This window comes from Variovorax sp. PAMC26660 (assembly GCF_014302995.1).
Lineage (GTDB): Bacteria > Pseudomonadota > Gammaproteobacteria > Burkholderiales > Burkholderiaceae_C > Variovorax.
The window spans coordinates 7,122,633-7,141,887 of the sequence record NZ_CP060295.1 but is presented as its reverse complement, the minus strand read 5'-3'; the positions used below and the strand labels follow the sequence as shown (position 1 = coordinate 7,141,887).

The window sequence follows — 19,255 nt, the reverse complement described above, 5'->3', positions numbered from 1 at the left end:
AAGACAACGATTTCGCGCAGTGACCTCTACTTCTTCCAAGCCCAACGACCTTCAGGCCCTCGACACGCTCACCGGCGGCGCCTTCACCGCGCCGACCTCCGGCGAGCGTTCCGCGCGCATCCGCGACTGGCTCGCGGGCAACCCCGCGCCCGAGCAAATGCAGGAAGTCTTCAAGGAGCTGAGCGGTCGCGACAAGGGCGCCGCGCGCCTGCTGCGCGAAAAGCTCGATGAGCTCAAGCGCGCCAAGGGCCAGGAAGCCATGGCTGCGGAATGGTCGCAAAAGGCCGAAGGGCTGCTGGGCCAGTCCAAGCTCAACATCGCCGACGCCCTGGCTTGGCAGCGTGACGCTGCCAAGGCCGGCGCACCGCTGTCGCGTGAACCGCTGGCCGGGCTGAAGCTCAAGCTGGCCGAGCGCGTCAAGGGTATCGAAGACCTGCAACACCGTGCCCAGGTGCACCGCGAAGCCGCCGTGCTGCTGGCGCAGCGCTTTGAAGTGCTGTCCACCAAGGGCTGGCAGGACGCCCAGGCGGCCGAGGAATCGCTGCGCGCCGACGTCGTTCACTGGCAGCAGCAGGCGACGGAAATCACCTCCGACGCCAACTGGAACAGCCTGGACGCCAAGTTCGCGCCGCAGCTCGAATCGTCGAAGTCGCAACTGCTGGTGGTGTCCGATGCCTTCCATGGCGCGCTGGCGCTGGCAATTGCCGCTGCTGCCGATGCCGCAGCCCCGCTGCCGCCCGTGCCCGTGTGGGCCGACGAGCTGCGCGCCGCGCGTGGCGAAGTCGTGGCACCCAAGGCCGCCGCACCCGCACGGCCCGCAGCACCCAAGGTCGACCCGGCCGTGCGCGCTGCTGCGCAAGACGCCGTGCAAGCCGCCCTCGCCAAGCTCGAACAGGAAACCGCCGAAGGCCACGGCAAGGCCAGCGCCGGCGCGGCCGCCGCCCTGCGTGCTGTGCTCAAGGAGCACGGCAAGCTGGTCGAGGCCGCGCTGGAAGCCCGCGTGCATGCCGCGCTGGTGGCCGCCGGCGAACTCGAAGGCTGGCAGCGCTGGAGCGCCGACAAGGTCCGCGAAGACCTCGTCGCCAAGGCCGAAGGCCTGCTCAAGCGGCCTGAAGGCCAGGCCCTCGGCGGCCGCAAGATGCAGGAAACCCTGCGCGCGCTGCGCGACCAATGGAAGCAGTCCGATCAAGGCGGCGTGCCGAACCACGCGCTCTGGAAGCGCTTCGACGAAGCCTGCAACGAAGCCCACAAAGTGGTCGAGGCCTGGCTCGAAAAGGTTCGCGCCGACGCTGCCGAGCACCGCGCGCATCGCGTGGCGCTGATCGAAGAGGTCAAGGCCTGGGCTGCAGAGCATGCCGGCGCCTCCGACCTGAAGGCACACAACCGCGCGCTGCACCAGTTCGCCGACCGCTGGCGCGATGGCGGCCATGTGGGCGAGAAGGTGTTTGCCGAACTGCAGCCCCTGTGGAACGAAGCTTTCGGTGCCGCCCGTGCACCCTTCGAGACCGCGCAGAAGGCCAGCGTCGAACGCCGCCAGGCCATGATCGCCGAGGCCGTCGAACTCGGCGCCCAGCCGATGCTGCGCATCGACGCCGTCAAGGCGCTGCAGCAGCGCTGGCAGGCCGAGGCGCAAGGTGTGCCGCTCGACCGCCGCCATGAACAGAAGATGTGGGACGCCTTCCGTGCGCCCATCGACGAAGCCTTCAACCGCAAGACCGCCGAGCGCGAAAAGGCGTCGTCCGCAATGAGCGAGCACGACCGCCATGTGCTCGACGCGTCCAAGGCGCTCGATGCCGCCAACGCCGGCGGCGACGTGCAGAAGATTCGCGCTGCCATCGCCCGCCTCGAAGGTGCACTGCGCGGCGAGGCACCGTCTCCGGCGCCGAAGGCCGAGCAGCGCGCAGCGGCGACCAGCGATGGTCCGTCCGTGGGCGCAACCGACGTGGTCGCGCCCGGCCAGGCCGCTGCCGAGTTTGGCGAAAGCGCCGAGCAGGCACCGAGCCCGAGCGATGCGCAAGCATCGCCGGCCGCCCATGCCGACGCTGCGCAAGCTGCTGCACCTGATCTCGTGGCCCCCGCTGACGGCGCCGATGCCTCGGCACGCTCGGACAGCGAGGCGCACGACGCTGGCGAAGCCGCTGCGGTCGAAAGCCCGGCCCCGGCTGCCGCACCCAAGGCGCCCCCCAAGCCTGTCGTGGCCATGCGTGGCGACGATCGTCCCAGCAGCAAGAAGAACGAGGCCGCACCGGCTGCCCGTGGTGGCCCTGGCGGTCGTTTCGGCGACCGGCGCGACGGTGGCCGGCCCGGTCCGGGCGGCCCGGGTCGTCCTGGTGGCGATCGCGGTGCACCTCGCTCCGATGCGCGCGGTGATCGTGGCGGTCCCGGCGGCCCCGGCGGGCGCTTCGGTGACCGTCCGCCGCAATTCGAGGATCGCGGCCCGCGTCTGGGCGATGCAGCCTTCCGCGCGCAGCGCGAAGCGCTCGAGCGCGCCGACATGGCGCTGCGCAAGCTGGCCGCACAGGCCCACGGCGAGGCATTGACCCAAGTGCTGGGCGCGTGGGAGCAGCGCGACGCAGCGCGCCTGCCGAGCGTTCAAGAACTCGGTCGCGCGGTTTCGCCCGTTGTGCGCAGCGGCTGGTCGCAGGCCATCGGGTCTGCGCCGACCGCCGCCGCGAGCGATGCCGCCGAAGCGCTGCTGCGCCTCGAAATGGCCGCTGAAGTGCCAACGCCCGCCGAGCAACTCGACGCGCGCCGTGCACTGCAGCTCAAGCTGCTGACGAAGCGTGGCGATCCGGCGCCGGCTCAGACCTGGGGTCAGGACGCCGGCAAGGTGCTGGCTGCGGCGCACGACGCCAGCAGCGCACGCCGCCTGCAGAACGCGCTGAAGGCTCTGCTGCGCAAGTAAGGCCTGGCTGAGAGCCGCCATGCAAAAGGCGCCCCGCGGGGCGCCTTTTGTTTTGGGGTGCACAGGCCTGCGGTTGGCGTCAGACCTTTTCGCCGATCACCGGCGTCTGCACTGCCGCGGCTTGCTCGGCGGCGTAGCCGCTGGCGATCCGCCGCCGCATGAACAGCCCGCCGATGCCCAGCAGCAGCGCGATGCTGCCGACGATCAGCGTGCCCTTGTCCGTGGCGCTCGATGCCGCAGCCTTGTCCTTGACTTCCATGATCTGCTGCACGTCGGCCAGCGAGACCACCGGCTGGCCTTTGAGCTTGACCTCGTACACGAGGTTGTTGTCTGAGGGATCGAGGCGAACATCGACAGCCTCGTCGATCAGCGGTTCGAGCTTTCTGCGGCCCACCGCATAGTCCACGCGCCATTTCTCGGTGCTGCCGTCGGCCAGCTTGGCATCGAGCACGAAATAGTGGCGCGTGGTGCTGCCGCCGCGGCGACGCTTGGTGGTTTCGGTGATCTCGCTGCCGCTGACGATCGTGCCGCTCTTGGCAACGAGGTCTTCCACCGCCGTGCCATGCGTGTCGGCGCCGGCCTTGAATTGCGCATACGCCGCCCACCCCAGGATGACGATGCCGAACAGCAGTGCGATCCACGCCTTGCCCGTGAGCTGATAGAACCAATCCCTCATGTTTTTACCTTTTTTGCCGAGTTGATAACCGGTCAATGGTAAGGGTTGAGTTGCTATCGTTTGAATAGCGGGAAATTCAGGCTGGACGTGCGTTCAGGGCCTTTTAGGTAGAAAGAATTCATCAAAAAGCGCGAGCACTTCAGGGAAGTCGCGGCCGAAATTCGCGCGGTTCACGAAGTAGGCCTCGCACGCCACCGCGAAGAACTCGCTGAGCGATGTCGCGCCGTAGGCGTCGAGCCAGGGCGGCTCGGCGCCGAAGCGGTCCGCCAGGATTGTTTTTTCGCGAAACCCTTCGTAGGCGGGCTTCAGCACGGCCAGCCAAGCGGCACGGGCTTCGCGCGCGCTGCGCCGGCCTGCAAAGCCGGACGGCAAGGGCGGACAGCCATTGGCGTCGCCGCCGCGCATGTCGATCTTGTGGGCGAACTCGTGGATCACGACGTTGTAGCCGCGCTCGCTGGTGACGCTGCTTGCGAGCACGTCGTCCCAGCTCAGCATCACCGGGCCGCGGTCCATGGCTTCGCCGGCCACGACCTCGTTGTACTCGTGCACCACCTGGGCGTCATCGACGAACTTGCGCTTGGCCACGACCTCGGACCGGTGCACGACGATGCCGACGAAATCGTCGTACCAGTTCAGGCCGCCCTTGAGGTGCAGCACGGGTAGCACGGCCTGGGCCGCGATGGCCAGCGCCACTTCGTTGGTGATGGTGAAGCCCTTCGCGCCATGGAATTCCTTGTCGCGCAGGAACTCGGCGCAAAGCTGCCGCAGCCGCTGTTGTTCGGCGACAGGCCGGTCACCCAGGAAGGCGTAGCGCTTGAGCGCGGATTGCCAGGCGGCTTCGGGAATCGGGGGCAGGGCGCGGAGCCGGCGCAGCCACTTGAACATCGGCTGTTGACGCGACGGGCGCTGCTAGCGCAGGTCGACGCGTTGCGCGCCGGCGGTGGACAGGCAAAGCAGTTGCGCGCGCGGTGGATGGGCGGCCGCATCCCAGTCGCTCAGCACAACGCGGCGCAGGCCATGGCCCAGGTCGTGATCGGCGGGACGGTGCGTGTGGCCGTGCACCAGCGTGTGCGCACCGGACTGTTGCAGCCACTGGCGCGCTGCAGCCGTGTCGACATCGGCCCAGACCATCGACGGATCGCGCTTGCGGTCTTCGCTCTGCACGCGCATGGAGCGCGCGAGCGCGCGGCGCTCTTGCAGCGGCCGGGCGAGGAACGCGGCTTGCCATTCAGGCGTGCGAACCTGCGCGCGGAACTTGAGGTATTCGGTGTCCTCGAGGCAGAGGATGTCGCCATGGCTCAGCAGCCAGCGCTGGCCGTGCAGCACCAGCACCGTGGGGTCGTCGAGCAGCGTGAAGCCGCACTGGGCGGCAAGCGCCGGGCCGACGAGAAAGTCGCGGTTGCCATGCATGAAGAACACCGGCAGCCGCTGCGCCGTGCGGCGCAGCAACTCGGCGCACTGGGCCTCGAAGCCGGGCTGGGCGGCGGCATCGTCGCCCACCCAGACCTCGAACAGGTCGCCCAGGATGATCAGCGCATCGGCCGGCGTGGTCTGCAAATAGCCCTGCCAGGCCTCGAAGGTGGCGGGCTCGCCGGCCTGCAGGTGCAGGTCGGAGATCAGGTCGACGGTGCGCCACGCGGGTGGCGCCACCAGCTCGGTAAAAGCCGGGTTCGCCACAGTGGTCATGCCGCGTCGCGCCTGCTCGTCATTCAGCGATGACAACGGCCTTTTCGAGCACCACGTCTTCGAGCGGCACGTCGTCGTGGAAGCCCTTGCGGCCCGTCTTCACGGCCTTGATCTTGTCGACCACGTCGGTGCCGTTGATCACCTTGCCGAACACGGCATAGCCCCAGCCCTGGGCCGAAGGCGCCGTGTGGTTCAGGAAGCCGTTGTCCGACACGTTGATGAAGAACTGCGCGGTGGCCGAGTGGGGCGCGCTGGTGCGGGCCATGGCGACGGTGTAGTTGTCGTTCTTCAGGCCGTTGTTGGCTTCGTTCTGGATCTCGGCGCCGCTGGGCTTTTGCTTCATGCCGGGCTCGAAACCGCCACCTTGCACCATGAAGCCGGGGATCACGCGGTGGAACACCGTGTTGTCGTAGTGGCCTTGCTTGGCGTACGCGATGAAGTTCTCGGCCGACTTCGGTGCCTTCTTGGCGTCGAGTTCGAGCGTGATCACGCCGTAGTTCTTGATGTGCAGTTCGACTTGGGGGTTGCTCATGGGTATGACTCCTTCTTCGGAAACGGATTACTTCGCCAGCAGCGTGGCGGACTTGATGGTGATGGTTTCGACGGGCACGTTCTGCATGCCGCCCTTGTTGGCGGTCTGCACGGCGCGGATCTTGTCGACCACGTCGGTGCCGGCAACGACCTTGCCGAACACGGTGTAGCCGTAGCCATCGGGGTTGGGGGCGTTCAGCGAGTCGTTGTTCTTCACGTTGATGAAGAACTGCGAGGTGGCCGAATCGGGGTTGCCGGTGCGGGCCATGGCGACCGTGTACTTGTCGTTCTTCAGGCCGTTGCTCGCTTCGAGCGGAATGGGCGCGCGCGTGGGCTTTTGCTGCATGTCGGCCGTGAAGCCGCCGCCCTGGATCATGAAGCCGTCGATCACGCGGTGGAACACCGTGCCGTCGTAGTGCTTGTCCTTGACGTACTGCAGGAAGTTCTCGACCGACTTGGGCGCCTTGGCCGCGTCGAGTTCGATCACGATGTCGCCGGCCGAGGTGGCGAGCTTGACGCGCGGCGAAGCGGCTTGCGCGTAGCCGGTGGCGGCAAAGGTCAATGCGGCGGCGAGCACGAGTGCGCTGCGGCGGCTGAAGCGGCTGAACGGGGTGGGGGCGTGGATCGTCAAGTGATGCTCCGGGTGCGAATGAGGGAGGGCATGGCCTGTGCAGCGAGCGCCGTGGAGACGGCGCCCATGGCGAGGCGACGTTTACTTGCTGGCGCGGCCGACCGGCTTGCGAATGACCACCGGCGCCGTCGGCAGCGCAGCGGCCTCGGCTTCGGCCTTCGAGGTGAAGATCTGGCGGATCAGTGCCAGCTTGGGCGCGACGCTCGAATTGGTGCTCGCGAACTGCTGTGCGCGCACGTATTCTTGCGCGGCAAGGCGCGCATAGACGTCGCCCAGGTTCTCGTGCGCCGTGGCGTAGTTGGGGTTGAGCCGCAGCGCCGTTTCCAGCGCGTTGCGGGCCTGGTCGAACTTGCTTTGCGACGCATACAGCGCCGCCAGGTTGTTGTAGGGCTCGGGCAGTTCGGGGAAGTCCTGCGTCAGTTGCGTGAACGCGGTGATGGCCTCGGCCTGCTTGTTCTGCTCGGTGAGGATCACGCCACGCAGAAAGCGCATTTGCGGATCGCGTGGCTTGCCGGCGATGTAGGTGTCGGCCTTGGCCAGCGCCTCGTTGGACTTGCCCTGGCGCAGCAGGAGATTCACATCGTCATACTCGTTGGCATGGGCTGCTGAGCCCCAGAGGCTGAACAGCAGTGCGAAGGCAATGGAGAGTCTGGAGAACGCGGCGTGCTTCATGAAGCCTCTGCAGGAGTGGGGAAATCCGGGCCTGTGAAACACCCGGGAAATACTTGGCACGTGCCGTTTATACTAGGTCGATTGTAGCCGAGGGGCCATGTCGAACCCCTCGCGACCACTGCCCCCGTCACCCCTGAAAAACACCGTTGTTCGCCCGTGCCGCACGTGCGCGAAGCAACGCTTTCCGAATCTAATGAGTCTGCGCATCTACAACACGCTGTCGCGTGAATTGGAGGAATTCTCCCCATTGCACCCTGGCCAGGTGCGCATGTACGTTTGCGGCATGACGGTCTACGATTATTGCCACCTCGGCCACGCGCGCTCGATGATTGCCTTCGACGTGGTGCAGCGCTGGCTCAAGGTCAGCGGCTTCGACGTGACCTATGTGCGCAACATCACCGACATCGACGACAAGATCATCCGGCGTGCCGTGGAAAACGGCGAGACCATCCGCGCGCTGACCGACCGCATGATCGACGCGCTGCATGAAGACGCCGATGCGCTCGGCATCGAACGCCCCACGCACGAACCACGCGCCACCGACTACATCCCGCAGATGCTGTCGATGATCGGCACGCTCGAAAAGAAGGGCCTGGCCTACCGCTCCGACAACGGCGACGTGAACTACGCCGTGCGCAAGTTTCCGGGCTACGGCAAGCTCAGCGGCAAGTCGATCGACGAACTGCATGCGGGCGAGCGCGTGGCCGTGCTCGACGGCAAGGACGATCCGCTCGACCCGGTGCTCTGGAAGAGCGCCAAGGCCAGCGAACCCGACGAAGTGAAGTGGGCCAGCGAGTTCGGCGCCGGCCGTCCGGGCTGGCACATCGAATGCTCGGCCATGGCCTGCGAACTGCTCGGCGAAACGTTGGATATCCACGGCGGTGGCGAAGACCTGCAGTTCCCGCACCACGAGAACGAAATTGCGCAAAGCGAAGGCGCGAACGACAAGCCGCTGGCCAACTACTGGATGCACAACGGCTTCATCGTGACCGACAACGAGAAGATGTCCAAGAGCCTGGGCAACTTCTTCCTGATCCGCGATGTGCTGAAGAAGTACGACGCCGAGACCATCCGTTTCTTCGTGCTGCGCGCGCACTACCGCCGCCCGCTGAACTACAGCGACGTGCATCTCGACGATGCGCGCGCATCGCTCAAGCGGCTCTACACAGCGCTCGACCTCGTGGCACCGGCCGAGGTGAAGATCGACTGGACCGATCCGTACGCGGCGCGCTTCAAGGCCGCGATGGACGAAGACTTTGCAACGCCTGAAGCCGTGGCGGTGCTTTTCGATCTGGCGGGTGAAGTGAATCGCACGCATTCGGCCACGCAGGCCGGCCTGCTGAAGGCATTGGGGGCGTGCGTGCAGATCCTGCAGGACGACCCAAAGACCTTTCTGCGTGCCGGCACCACGCTGGCCGAATCCACCATCCAGGCGCAGATCGATGCGCGCGCCGCCGCCAAGGCCGCAAAGAATTTCGCCGAGGCCGACCGCATCCGCAAGGAACTGCTCGAGCAAGGCATCGTGCTCAAGGATTCCCCCACGGGCACGACCTGGGCGGCTGCGCAGTGAACGGAACCACGAACCCCATGCCCGCCACCTGGAAGACCAGCGTTCAGATCTTTACGCCGGACTATTGGGAAGAGGCATGCAAGCATCTCGCCAAGAAAGACCGCGTGATGAAGCGGCTCATTCCGAAGTTCGGCGACGCCTGCCTCGAATCGCGCGGCGACGCGTTCACCACGCTGGCGCGCAGCGTCGTCGGCCAGCAGATTTCGGTGAAGGCCGCGCAGTCGGTCTGGGACAAGTTTGCTGCACTGCCGCGCAAGTTGACGCCGGCCAACGTGCTCAAGCTGAAGGTCGACGACATGCGCGGGGCAGGGCTGTCGGCGCGCAAGGTCGAGTACCTGGTCGACCTGGCCCTGCACTTCGATTCGGGCATGGTGCATGTCGATTCGTGGAAGGACATGGCCGATGAACTCATCATTGACGAGCTTGTCGCCATTCGCGGCATCGGGCGCTGGACGGCCGAGATGTTTCTCATCTTTCACCTGATGCGCCCGAACGTGCTGCCCGTAGACGACCTCGGGCTGCTCAACGGCATCAGCGTCAACTATTTTTCGGGCGATCCGGTCAGCCGCAGCGATGCCCGCGACGTCGCCGTGGCCTGGGCGCCTTATTGCAGCGTGGCGACTTGGTATATTTGGCGATCGCTCGACCCCGTACCGGTCGCGTACTGAACAACAGGAGAAGACGTTGGCAAAACGAACCTTCCTCGACTTCGAGCAGCCTATTGCTGAACTCGAAACAAAAATCGAAGAACTGCGCTATGTACAGACCGAATCTGCGGTCGACATCTCGGAAGAAATCGATCAGCTCGGCAAGAAAAGCCAGCAGCTCACCAAGGACATCTACAGCGACCTGACGCCCTGGCAGATCACCAAGATCGCGCGGCATCCGGAGCGACCCTACACGCTCGACTACGTCAACGAAATCTTCACCGATTTCGTCGAACTGCACGGCGACCGTCATTTCTCGGACGACCTGTCGATCGTGGGCGGTCTTGCACGCTTCAATGGCGTGCCCTGCATGGTGCTGGGCCACCAGAAGGGTCGCGACACGAAGGAGCGCACCGCGCGCAACTTCGGCATGAGCAAGCCCGAGGGCTACCGCAAGGCCTTGCGGCTCATGAAGACGGCCGAAAAGTTCAAGCTGCCGGTGTTCACCTTCGTCGATACGCCAGGTGCCTACCCAGGCATCGATGCTGAAGAGCGCGGCCAGTCCGAAGCCATCGGCCGCAACATCTTCGAGATGGCGCAGCTCGAAGTGCCGATCATCGTCACCATCATCGGTGAAGGCGGCTCGGGCGGTGCGTTGGCCATTTCGGTGGGCGACCAGCTTGTGATGCTGCAGTACTCGATCTATTCGGTCATCAGCCCCGAAGGCTGCGCTTCAATTCTCTGGAAGACCAGCGACAAGGCGCAAGAAGCGGCGGATGCGCTCGGCATCACCGCGCACCGCCTGAAGGCGCTGGGCCTGGTCGACAAGATCGTGAACGAGCCGGTCGGCGGTGCACACCGCGACCATCGCCAGATGGCCGCGTTCCTCAAGCGCGCCCTCAACGATGCGTTCCGCCAGGTCAGCGACCTGAAGCCGAAGGAACTGCTGGAGCGCCGCTACGAGCGCCTGCAAAGCTACGGCCGCTTCAACGACACCAAGGCCGACACCGGCAGATAAGCGCCCCATGAACGAAGCCTTCGAACGCGCCATCGCCGCGTTCGAGCCGGCGCAACTGCCGCTGGCGGTGGGCTTCAGTGGCGGCGCGGATTCCACCGCCTTGCTGGCCGCCTGCGCATCGCGCTGGCCGGGGCAGGTGATCGCCTTCCATGTGCATCACGGCTTGCAGGCCGCAGCCGACGATTTCGAGCGTCACTGCCGCGCGGTGTGTGAGCGACTGGGCGTGCCGCTGGTTGTTCATCGGGTCGATGCTCGGCATGCGCCGGGCGACAGCCCGGAAGACGCGGCCCGTCGTGCCCGCTATCAGGCGTTCTCCGACATGGCGCGCGCCGAGGCGGGCAGGGCGCCTGTCAAATCCATTGCGTTGGGTCATCACGCCGACGACCAAGTCGAAACCTTGCTGCTGGCACTTTCGCGCGGCGCCGGGCTCCCCGGCTTGGCGGCGATGCCCGCACATGCGGAACGCAACGGGCTCGACATCTATCGGCCGCTTCTGGCTGTGCCCGCCGCTGGCATTCGGACATGGCTGGCCGACCGTGATCTGCCGTGGATCGAAGACCCGAGCAACGGCGATGCGCGCTACACGCGCAACCGGATTCGCGCCGCGTTGCTGCCCGCTCTGGAGCAGGTTTTCCCGCAGTTCCGTGCCACTTTCGCCCGCAGCAGCGGCCACGCCGCCCAGGCGCAGCAACTGCTGGCCGAACTGGCGGTGCAAGACCTGGCAACCGTGGGCGATCCGCCGCGCATCACGGTGTTGCAGGCGTTGTCGCGTGCCCGGCAGGCCAACGTGCTGCGTCACTGGCTGATGCAGGCCCACGGTTGCGCGCCCAGCGCGGCGCAGCTCGACCAGTTGCTCGACCAGGTCCGCGCCTGCACCACGCGCGGCCACCGCATCCACCTCAAGGTGGCGGGCGGCTTCACCGAGCGCAGGGGCGATTTCCTGCATTGGTACAATGCCCCGCCCTCGCCGAAGACTTTGCTCTGACAGCTTGCAGGGCGCCGCCCTTCAAGCGGCCCTTTTTCTTTCTCTGATTTCATCCATGGCATTGATCGTTCACAAATACGGCGGTACGTCGATGGGCTCGACCGAGCGCATCAAGAATGTCGCCAAGCGCGTTGCCAAATGGGCACGCGCCGGCCACCAGATGATCGTGGTTCCAAGTGCCATGAGCGGCGAGACCAATCGCCTGCTCGGCCTGGCCAAGGAACTGGCGCCGAGCAAACCGGGCGTGGCCCACGGCCGCGAACTCGACATGCTGGCCGCCACTGGCGAGCAGGCGTCGTCAGCACTGCTGGCCATTGCGCTGCAGGCCGAAGGCATGGAGTCCGTGAGCTACGCGGGCTGGCAGGTCTCGGTGCGCACCGACAATTCGTACACCAAGGCCCGCATCGAAAGCATCGACGATGCCCGCGTGATGGCCGACCTGAATGCCGGCAAGGTGGTGGTCATCACCGGCTTCCAGGGTGTGGACGACGCCGGCAACATCACCACGCTGGGCCGTGGCGGCAGCGACACCTCGGCCGTGGCCATTGCCGCCGCCATGAAGGCGCACGAATGCCTGATCTATACCGACGTCGACGGTGTCTACACGACCGATCCGCGCGTCGAGCCCGATGCGCGTCGACTGACCACGGTGAGCTTCGAAGAGATGCTCGAGATGGCGAGCCTGGGCTCCAAGGTGCTGCAAATCCGCTCGGTGGAATTCGCCGGCAAGTACAAGGTGCCGCTGCGTGTGCTTTCGAGCTTCACGCCGTGGGACATCGACATCAATGAAGAGGCCAAGTCCGGCACGCTGATCACTTTCGAGGAAGACGAAAACATGGAACAAGCCGTCGTATCCGGCATCGCATTCAACCGCGACGAAGCCAAGATCTCGGTGCTCGGCGTGCCCGACAAGCCGGGCATCGCGTATCACATCCTCGGTGCCGTGGCAGACGCCAACATCGAAGTCGACGTGATCATCCAGAACCTGAGCAAGGACGGCAAGACCGACTTCAGCTTCACCGTTCACCGCAACGAGTACGCCAAGACGATCGACCTGCTGCAGTCGAAGGTCATGCCCTCGCTGGGCGCCACCGAAGTCGTGGGCGACACCAAGATCTGCAAGGTCAGCATCGTCGGCATCGGCATGCGCAGCCACGTCGGTGTGGCGAGCAAGATGTTCCGCGTGCTGAGCGAAGAGGGCATCAACATCCAGATGATCTCGACCAGCGAAATCAAGACCTCGGTCGTGATCGACGAAAAATATATGGAATTGGCGGTGCGCGCACTGCACAAAGCGTTCGATCTTGATCAACCGAGCGCCTAAGTGATGGCATAATCTCGGCTTCTTTCAGGAACTGTGACCGAGTGGCCGAAGGTGCTCCCCTGCTAAGGGAGTATGGGGTGTAGAGCCTCATCGAGGGTTCGAATCCCTCCGGTTCCGCCAAACATGGCTTCTGGTGCATTCCAGAATGCCAACCAAAAAATCCCCGTAGATCAATGATCTACGGGGATTTTTTCTTTGAGCTGGCCTGGTCTCAGGCTCCTGCGTGGCTTTGATTCAGGCCGGGCCGAACCCGAGGCCAAGGGCATACCAAAGGTACTCGCGTCGCGCCGTGCTGCCATAGGCGTCGCAAAGGCGATGGTGGTCGACATCGCGTTCTTGGTCTGCAGGCGCAGCAGCAATGATGTTGGCGACGGCCTCTAGCGTCTCAGCGGCAACCGCACGTGCGTGCATCCACGGGCCAATGCTGGCGGCCGATGTCCTCGCCCGAGTGTTGTGCCAGTCACCATTGCCCGGATGCGTCCTGGCGGTACATCTGCACATCGTCGAGCAGGGCATTGCTGAATTGAGCCAGCCATTGGAGCAGTGCATTGGCAGACCGTTCAACACCGCGCGCACCGCCGGCTATCGAATTCACGCCAAGGCGTTGACCCGGCCCTGACTCGCGCCGAAAGCGCGCGCCGCCGTCGCAGGCTCAGCCGGCTTGCACTTCCGCTTCCCCGTCATTGCGCATCCGATGGCTTGCGACCACGCAAAGCGTGATGTGCAGGATGGGAATCCACAGAGGAAGCCCGAACATCGAAAGAACGAAGAACGCCTTGGCGCTTGGAAAGATGTCGCGCAGAACGAACGAGAGCGTTGCAAGCATGCCCAATGCCGCCGGCATCCATAAAACGGGTGAGGCTTTCTTGATGCCGGCCGCACCGCTGATGAGGAAGGTCAGCGACATTCCCCAGAACCCGAACAGGCCGATGTAGGACACGACAAGCGCGATCGCCGTACCCAGGGTATCGGGGTGCGGTGTGCCCATGAACTGGGGAAAAATGATCAGCCCTCCGAACAATGACAGCACGGAGAGGGGCAGCGCGATGAAAAAAATCTCCGCAACGATCAGCAGCGTGTTCAGGGTCTTCAGCATGAAAGTCGCCGGGGTCGCGTCACGCCGGTTGCACCGCGCGCTCCAGCGGCAGCCACAGCACGAAGCGCGTTCCCGTTGCGCGCGATTCCCACGTGACGGTGCCCTTGATCGCCTGCGCCCGTCGCCGCTGGTTCTGTAGGCCCCGGCCCGATGCGGACGCATTGCCCAACGCCTTGTCGACATCGAAACCATGGCCGTTGTCCTCGATGGTCACCTGCACGCCAGATGCCGACAGCGCAGTGCCCACGCGGATCTCGGTGGCACGCGTGTGGCGCAGGATGTTGGCGATGCTCTCCTGCACGATGCGCAGGATGTGCAGCGCGCTCGAAGGGTCGAGCCACGGCAGGTCGGGCAACTCCTGCACTTCCCACTGCAGCGACACGCCGGTGCCTTCGAGCCGCGGCTCCAGCCGGTAGCGCAGCGTGGCGAGCAGCAGCAGCAGGTCGGCCTCGACGGGCTCCAGCGAATCGAGCGTGAGCTTCAGGTCGTCCAGGCAGCTCTTGAGGATCTGCGAGACCTTGGTGTCGCTCATGCCGCCGACTTCCACCGAGCGGATGGCGCTGATCAGCGATGAGCCCAGCCCGTCGTGCATGTCCTGCATGAGGCGCTGGCGTTCGTCGCTGATGGTCTGGCGGCGCTCCACTTCGCGCAGGCGCCGGTGGCTGTCTTCGAGTTCGGCTTCGCGTGTCTGCAGACGCTGCGCCAGGCTGGCGTTGAGGTCTTCCACCTCGGCGATGGCATCGACATAGCGCCGGTACATCAGGGCGCCGAACACGCTGAACGCCACCGCATTGGTGTATGCGCCCAGGTACCAGGCTTCGGGGCTGATGAAGTTGTTTTGCAGCAGCCAGTCGGTTACGCCGAGCAGGGTGCACACGCCGATGCCGGCCGCGACCAGGCGGCCTTCATTGGAGCGGCGCCATGCGCTGACGCCGCCCACCAGGCAGACGGCTGCACCCATGAGTGCGGCGACGGAGTAAATGAGCGGCGTGACCTGCGGTGTGTTCCGCAGGATGGCGAGGTTGGGCATCGTCAGCACCGCGATGGTGGTCGTGATGCCGACCACGCCATAGGTCAGCCATTTGAGTGGCCGGCCATGCAACTGGCGCAGGAAGAAATGCACGACCATTACCAGCCAGAACAGCGCATTGACGGTCAACCAGGCAAACCAGTCGTTGGCGACCGGCAGGCCCACGTAGAAGTGCAGGCCGCGCAGGAAGGACGTGGCGGCGAGGTTGAAGAACAGCAGGTAGCCCATTTCATGCTGGCGCTTGAACCACACGAACAGCGCGAACACGCCCACGGCCATGAAGGCCGCGCTGAGCATCGCGGGCAACTCCTGCTGGAGCCATTCGCGCAGGCGGTAGCTGCCTCGCAGCGCTTCGGGAGGGCCCAGCCACAGGGAAGACAGCGCCACCTGCGCGCTCTGGGTGTGCTCCAGGCGAAGCAGGATCTCGTTCAGCGGCGTGCCGTCGGCATTGTTCTCCAGCACCACCCACAGCGGGGTGCGGGTGCTGTTCCACAGCGGGCCTTGTTGCTGCGCCCGGTGCACGAGGTGGCCGTTGGCATAGACCGCGATGGTGCCGTCCGTCTTGACCCGCACGCCGTACAGCGCCAGCGGCCCCGAGGTGGGCGGCAGGTCGCGCGCGGACAGCTTGATCCATGTGACGCGGGTGGCGCCGGCGGCGGCGCCGTCCTTGGCTTGGCGCAGCAGCGCGATGGGCAGCGCCAGTGGCAGTTCCACATGCTCCCAGGTGTCCGGCAGGGCCGTGCTGTCCTGCGTGAGCGGTGGTGCACTGAAGCCCGATGCGTCCTCGACCTGCCAGTCGGCCTGGGTCATGTGCAGCAGCGCTTCGGGCTGGCGCTCGCCACCGGCGCCGCCGAACAGGGCGCCCACGGCGGCCAGCAGGGCCATGGAAAACACAAGCACCACGATGGCGAGAAAGGGCGCGGGGCGGTAGTTCAAGGGGCGTTGGGAAGGGCGCGTTCGGAGTTGACGCACCGCATATGTAACTTATTTTGTCGCGATGTTACTAATCGGCCAGTATTCCCTGGGTCCTTGCCTCGTAGATCGCTTCCGCCTTGGACGTGACTTTCAGCTTGGTGTAGATGCGCCGCACGAAGGTCCGCACCGTGAAGTGGGACAACTGCATGAGCTTGGCGATCTCGTGCGCGGTGAAGCCCTTGGTGATGAGGTCGAGCACCTCTTTCTCGCGGGCCGACAGTGGTGTTGATTCGCTGCCTGCAGGGGCTGCCTGCGCACTGGTAGCAGTGCTGCTGCCCGACACGCCTTGCCGGAAGCGCTCGAGTACCTGCCGCGCGATGAGCGGGCTGATCGGGCTGCCGCCGCTGGCGAGGCTGCGGATTTCGTCGACGGTCTTGGCGGGGGAACTGTCTTTGAGCAGGTAGCCAGCCGCACCGGCTTCGATCGACTGCATCACGTGCATCTCGTCGCCGAAATTGGTGCTGACCATGATGCTGCAGCTGGGCCACTGCTGCGCTGCGGCCCGGATGATGTCGATGCCCGAGCCGTCCGGCAGGCCCAGGTCGACCAGCAGCACATCGGCCGGCGGGCCCTGGAGCATTGCCAGCCCGTCGGCGCGCGTGCTGGCCATCCCCGCCAGGCGCATGTCCGGCGCTTCCCGCACGACCTTGCTCAGGGCATCGCTGAAGCAGGGGTCGTCCTCGACGATGACGACGTGGATGGGGTGCAGGTCCTGTTCGGTGCGCGCGCGTTGCATCGGGGCGCCATTTTGCGACGGATTCAAGGGGGTGCCCGTAGCGCATTCGTTCTACGGACAGCTTCTGTCGCCGCCATGTTCTGAATCCGCCGGACGAAAAAATACCCGCCGAAGCGGGTATTGCGAAGAGCGCTCGCAGGTATCGCGATGGTGCGATACCCATCCGGCTTCAGAACGTGAAGCTGCCCGTCAGCGAGGCTGAGCGGCCCGCGCCCACGGTCGCGTAGTGCGATGCGTATGCCTTGTCGAAGTAGTACTTGTTGGTCAGGTTCTGGATGTTCAGTTGCAGGCTGAAGTTCTTGTTGACCACGTAGCTCACCATGGCGTCGTACTTCACGTACGAGGGGATCCACTTGGTGTTGTTGACGTTGCCGTACTGCTTGCCCATGTACGTTGCGCCGCCACCGATCGTCAGGCCCGGCATGACTGTGTAGGTGGTCCACAGCGTTGCGCTGTTCTTCGGCGTGTTCGGGAAGAAGTTGCCGTTGAATGGCGACGGGGCACCCGTTGCGGTGAAGCCGTTGTCGGTGATCTTTGCGTTCAGATGCGTGAAGCCACCGAAGACCTGCCAGTCGCGCGTGATGCTGCCGGCTGCGCCGAACTCGATGCCTTCGACGCGCTTCTTGCCGATGTTCTGCGTCGTGTTGTCGGCGGCGACCACGCGGGCATTGTTCATGTCCGTGCGGAAGATCGCCGAGGTCAGGACGAGGCGGCGGTCCAGCACTTCCCACTTGGTGCCGATCTCGAAGCTGCGGCTGTCCTGCGGCTTCAGGTTGCGGATCGCGGCGGAGATGCCGTCCGCGCCGTCACCGCCGTCGGTGCCCGGTGGCGTCGACGAGGTGCCATAGGACACATAGATGCTGCCGTTGGGCGCCGGCTTGTAGACCACGCCGACCTGGTAGTTCAGGAACGACGCCTTGTTGGTCAGTTCGATGCCCGGCACGAGACCGCGAACCGGCACGGACACGCTGGTCGAGCCGCCGGCAGCGAGGCTGGGCACGGTCGCCGTGGTCGCGATCGGCGTGATGTACGCCGGCGTGACGGCATTCGTCTTGTAGTCGTCCCAGCGCAGGCCCAGGTTCAGCGACCACTGCGGGTTGAACTCGATCGTGTCGAACGCGTAGACCGAGGTGGTCTTGGTCTTGACTTCGGTCACGGCCGGCGAGCGCACGATGCCGCCCATCCACGGGTCGTAAGGCGTCGGGCTGTAGGCCGACGTGCAGTTGAAGTCGCTGCGGATGCCCGAGCCGACCGCGCAGTTCAGCGCGCCGGCCGGGGCGCCTGCGACGGTTGCACGCGGGAAGGTCTCGAAACCCGTCCTGGCGTTCTGCAGGAACAGGTAACCGGCCTTGGTCGTGGCTTCCTTGCCCAGTTCGAGGCCGGCCACATAGGTGTGCTTGATGCCGGCAGCTTCGAATTTGCCCGACAGGCTGGTCTGGTTGACCAGCGATTCGGAGTCCGACACGCGGCTGTTGGCTCGCCGCCAGACATTGCCGTTCACCAGGAAATTGCCGCGGCTGTCATCGGGCTGCGACCAGATGTAGTCGTTGGTCGACTTGCTGGAGCGGGTGATGTTGCGCAGCACGAGGCCGCCGCCGAAGTCGTGCTTCACGTCGACCGTGCCTGCGTCGACCTTGGTGCGCTGGTAGTCGCGGTTGACCAGGCCGTAGTAGGTGCCGCGCGGCACCACGATGGGTTGGCCGTCGCCATTGAGCAACTGGTTGGTGCCAGAGGTGAACGGGTTGTTGTACGGAATGCCCGAATCGGACAGGTCGTCCGACTCGAAGTGGTAGTAGCTCAGCGTGACCTGGGTCGGCGTGCCCATGCCGAAGGTGACACTGGGCGCCACGCCCCAGCGCTTGACGTTGACCGGGCCGCGGCCGGCGATGTCCGACTTGAAGTTCATCACGTTCAGGCGGGCTGCAACGCTGTCGGAAATCTTGCGGTTGATGTCCAGCGTTTCGCGCTGGTACGAATCGGTGCCCAGGCCGACGGTGCCGCTGAAGAAGTTTTCTGCCTGCGGTGTCTTGCTGATGATGTTGACCGAGCCACCGGCCGAGCCACGGCCGCCGAACGCGGAACTGGGGCCCTTGACGACCTCGACCGACTCCACGTTGAAGATCTCGCGCGTCTGTGCGGCGCCGTCGCGCACGCCGTCCACGTAGGTGTCGCTTTGCGAGTCGAAGCCACGAATGAAGGGGCGGTCACCGACCGGGTTGCCGCCTTCGCCTGCGCCGAAGGTGATGCCGGGCGTGGTGCGCAGCGCGTCGACCAGCGTGGTCGCGCCGGTCTGGCGAATGACTTCCTGGGGAATCACCGTGACCGACTTGGGCGTGTCCAGCAGCGGGGCGGTGAATTTCGGGGAGGCGGACTTTTCGACCTTGAAGTCGGTCGTTGCTTCGACGCGAACTTCGTTCAGCGTCGTTTGAGCTTGTGCCGACATGGAGGCGCCGAGCGCGACCAGGGTGGCAGTGGTGGCCGCGCGGCCGGAAATGTAACGCGCAGGCGAGTGCTTGCGGCTCTTGATGTACGCCATGAATGCTCCAGAAGACAGGATGAGGTCGTGAACCTCTTGAATGGCTGTCCGGCGCGGGGCTTGGAGTGGCTAGAGGCGAGGCTGTGGGGCCAAACGACACTGAATGATAATGACTTGCATCCTCGATTCTTGGAACTTTACAGTTCAGACGCAATTGAATGGGAACCAAATGGCCGAACTAAGACAAGGGGCGCGGTTTGTTTTTGCGGCCGAAGGGGCGGCAAAGCTTCTTTTGGA

17 protein-coding genes and 1 tRNA gene are annotated in these 19,255 nt (G+C 65.1%); 7 read left to right on the top strand and 11 right to left on the bottom strand.

Annotation, left to right across the window (positions count from 1 at the left end; translation table 11 throughout):
- Window positions 1-19: 19 nt before the first annotated feature.
- The gene (locus tag H7F35_RS33525) at window positions 20-2,905 is read left to right on the top strand and encodes a DUF349 domain-containing protein (RefSeq protein WP_187110771.1); all 2,886 of its coding nucleotides are present in this window, start codon (window positions 20-22) and stop codon (window positions 2,903-2,905) included.
- Between the two features lie 79 nt (window positions 2,906-2,984).
- Here the strand turns inward: H7F35_RS33525 and H7F35_RS33520 are convergent, their stop codons facing one another.
- The 6 genes from H7F35_RS33520 to H7F35_RS33495 form a co-directional block, all read right to left on the bottom strand.
- Window positions 2,985-3,581 (bottom strand): hypothetical protein, encoded by a 597-nt coding sequence (locus tag H7F35_RS33520; RefSeq protein WP_187110770.1) that lies wholly within the window; start codon window positions 3,579-3,581, stop codon window positions 2,985-2,987.
- 93 nt (window positions 3,582-3,674) lie between these two features.
- Entirely contained in the window at window positions 3,675-4,466 is a 792-nt protein-coding gene (locus tag H7F35_RS33515; protein ID WP_187110769.1) for a zinc-dependent peptidase, read from the bottom strand.
- 24 nt (window positions 4,467-4,490) lie between these two features.
- Entirely contained in the window at window positions 4,491-5,267 is a 777-nt protein-coding gene (locus H7F35_RS33510) for a UDP-2,3-diacylglucosamine diphosphatase (protein ID WP_187110768.1), read from the bottom strand.
- Between the two features lie 19 nt (window positions 5,268-5,286).
- On the bottom strand, window positions 5,287-5,799 hold the full coding sequence (locus tag H7F35_RS33505) for a peptidylprolyl isomerase (protein WP_187110767.1): 513 nt from the start codon (window positions 5,797-5,799) through the stop codon (window positions 5,287-5,289).
- A 27-nt stretch (window positions 5,800-5,826) separates the two neighbouring features.
- Entirely contained in the window at window positions 5,827-6,429 is a 603-nt protein-coding gene (locus H7F35_RS33500; RefSeq protein WP_187110766.1) for a peptidylprolyl isomerase, read from the bottom strand.
- An 81-nt stretch (window positions 6,430-6,510) separates the two neighbouring features.
- Window positions 6,511-7,101, bottom strand: coding sequence for a tetratricopeptide repeat protein (locus H7F35_RS33495; RefSeq protein WP_187110765.1), 591 nt, complete (start codon window positions 7,099-7,101; stop codon window positions 6,511-6,513).
- A 193-nt stretch (window positions 7,102-7,294) separates the two neighbouring features.
- Between H7F35_RS33495 and cysS the strand changes: the two genes are divergently transcribed.
- The 6 genes from cysS (at window position 7,295) to H7F35_RS33465 (ending at window position 12,765) form a co-directional block, all read left to right on the top strand.
- Complete coding sequence (gene cysS / locus H7F35_RS33490) at window positions 7,295-8,671, top strand: cysteine--tRNA ligase (protein WP_187110764.1); 1,377 nt, start codon at window positions 7,295-7,297, stop codon at window positions 8,669-8,671.
- 17 nt (window positions 8,672-8,688) lie between these two features.
- Entirely contained in the window at window positions 8,689-9,339 is a 651-nt protein-coding gene (locus H7F35_RS33485; RefSeq protein WP_187110763.1) for a DNA-3-methyladenine glycosylase family protein, read from the top strand.
- A 16-nt stretch (window positions 9,340-9,355) separates the two neighbouring features.
- Complete coding sequence (locus tag H7F35_RS33480) at window positions 9,356-10,336, top strand: acetyl-CoA carboxylase carboxyltransferase subunit alpha (protein WP_042580102.1); 981 nt, start codon at window positions 9,356-9,358, stop codon at window positions 10,334-10,336.
- A gap of 7 nt (window positions 10,337-10,343) precedes the next feature.
- The gene (tilS, locus tag H7F35_RS33475) at window positions 10,344-11,321 is read left to right on the top strand and encodes a tRNA lysidine(34) synthetase TilS (RefSeq protein WP_187110762.1); all 978 of its coding nucleotides are present in this window, start codon (window positions 10,344-10,346) and stop codon (window positions 11,319-11,321) included.
- A gap of 55 nt (window positions 11,322-11,376) precedes the next feature.
- A complete protein-coding gene (locus tag H7F35_RS33470) occupies window positions 11,377-12,645 on the top strand; it encodes an aspartate kinase (protein WP_187110761.1) in 1,269 nt (422 codons plus the stop codon).
- A gap of 27 nt (window positions 12,646-12,672) precedes the next feature.
- A tRNA-Ser gene (locus H7F35_RS33465) sits at window positions 12,673-12,765 on the top strand.
- A gap of 340 nt (window positions 12,766-13,105) precedes the next feature.
- Here H7F35_RS33465 and H7F35_RS34995 read toward each other — a convergent pair.
- The 5 genes from H7F35_RS34995 to H7F35_RS33445 form a co-directional block, all read right to left on the bottom strand.
- Complete coding sequence (locus tag H7F35_RS34995) at window positions 13,106-13,240, bottom strand: hypothetical protein (protein ID WP_261803461.1); 135 nt, start codon at window positions 13,238-13,240, stop codon at window positions 13,106-13,108.
- 57 nt (window positions 13,241-13,297) lie between these two features.
- On the bottom strand, window positions 13,298-13,741 hold the full coding sequence (locus tag H7F35_RS33460) for a hypothetical protein (RefSeq protein WP_187110760.1): 444 nt from the start codon (window positions 13,739-13,741) through the stop codon (window positions 13,298-13,300).
- Between the two features lie 19 nt (window positions 13,742-13,760).
- Window positions 13,761-15,656, bottom strand: a complete 1,896-nt coding sequence (locus H7F35_RS33455; RefSeq protein WP_187114505.1) for a sensor histidine kinase — start codon at window positions 15,654-15,656, stop codon at window positions 13,761-13,763.
- Between the two features lie 118 nt (window positions 15,657-15,774).
- Window positions 15,775-16,482 carry a response regulator transcription factor gene (locus H7F35_RS33450; RefSeq protein ID WP_187110759.1) on the bottom strand — a complete coding sequence of 236 codons (708 nt, stop codon included), beginning with the start codon at window positions 16,480-16,482 and terminating at the stop codon, window positions 15,775-15,777.
- A gap of 169 nt (window positions 16,483-16,651) precedes the next feature.
- Window positions 16,652-19,018 (bottom strand): TonB-dependent receptor, encoded by a 2,367-nt coding sequence (locus H7F35_RS33445; RefSeq protein WP_187110758.1) that lies wholly within the window; start codon window positions 19,016-19,018, stop codon window positions 16,652-16,654.
- Window positions 19,019-19,255: the final 237 nt, after the last annotated feature.

Coding starts and splice junctions, on each gene's coding strand:
- tilS (WP_187110762.1), top strand. CDS start 10,344: ATGAACGAAGCCTTCGAACGCGCCATCGCCGCGTTCGAGCCGGCGCAA.
- H7F35_RS33450 (WP_187110759.1), bottom strand. CDS start 16,482: ATGCAACGCGCGCGCACCGAACAGGACCTGCACCCCATCCACGTCGTC.
- H7F35_RS33495 (WP_187110765.1), bottom strand. CDS start 7,101: ATGAAGCACGCCGCGTTCTCCAGACTCTCCATTGCCTTCGCACTGCTG.
- cysS (WP_187110764.1), top strand. CDS start 7,295: ATGAGTCTGCGCATCTACAACACGCTGTCGCGTGAATTGGAGGAATTC.
- H7F35_RS33505 (WP_187110767.1), bottom strand. CDS start 5,799: ATGAGCAACCCCCAAGTCGAACTGCACATCAAGAACTACGGCGTGATC.
- H7F35_RS33445 (WP_187110758.1), bottom strand. CDS start 19,018: ATGGCGTACATCAAGAGCCGCAAGCACTCGCCTGCGCGTTACATTTCC.
- H7F35_RS33455 (WP_187114505.1), bottom strand. CDS start 15,656: ATGGCCCTGCTGGCCGCCGTGGGCGCCCTGTTCGGCGGCGCCGGTGGC.
- H7F35_RS33520 (WP_187110770.1), bottom strand. CDS start 3,581: ATGAGGGATTGGTTCTATCAGCTCACGGGCAAGGCGTGGATCGCACTG.
- H7F35_RS33460 (WP_187110760.1), bottom strand. CDS start 13,741: ATGCTGAAGACCCTGAACACGCTGCTGATCGTTGCGGAGATTTTTTTC.
- H7F35_RS33470 (WP_187110761.1), top strand. CDS start 11,377: ATGGCATTGATCGTTCACAAATACGGCGGTACGTCGATGGGCTCGACC.
- H7F35_RS33485 (WP_187110763.1), top strand. CDS start 8,689: ATGCCCGCCACCTGGAAGACCAGCGTTCAGATCTTTACGCCGGACTAT.
- H7F35_RS33510 (WP_187110768.1), bottom strand. CDS start 5,267: ATGACCACTGTGGCGAACCCGGCTTTTACCGAGCTGGTGGCGCCACCC.
- H7F35_RS33515 (WP_187110769.1), bottom strand. CDS start 4,466: ATGTTCAAGTGGCTGCGCCGGCTCCGCGCCCTGCCCCCGATTCCCGAA.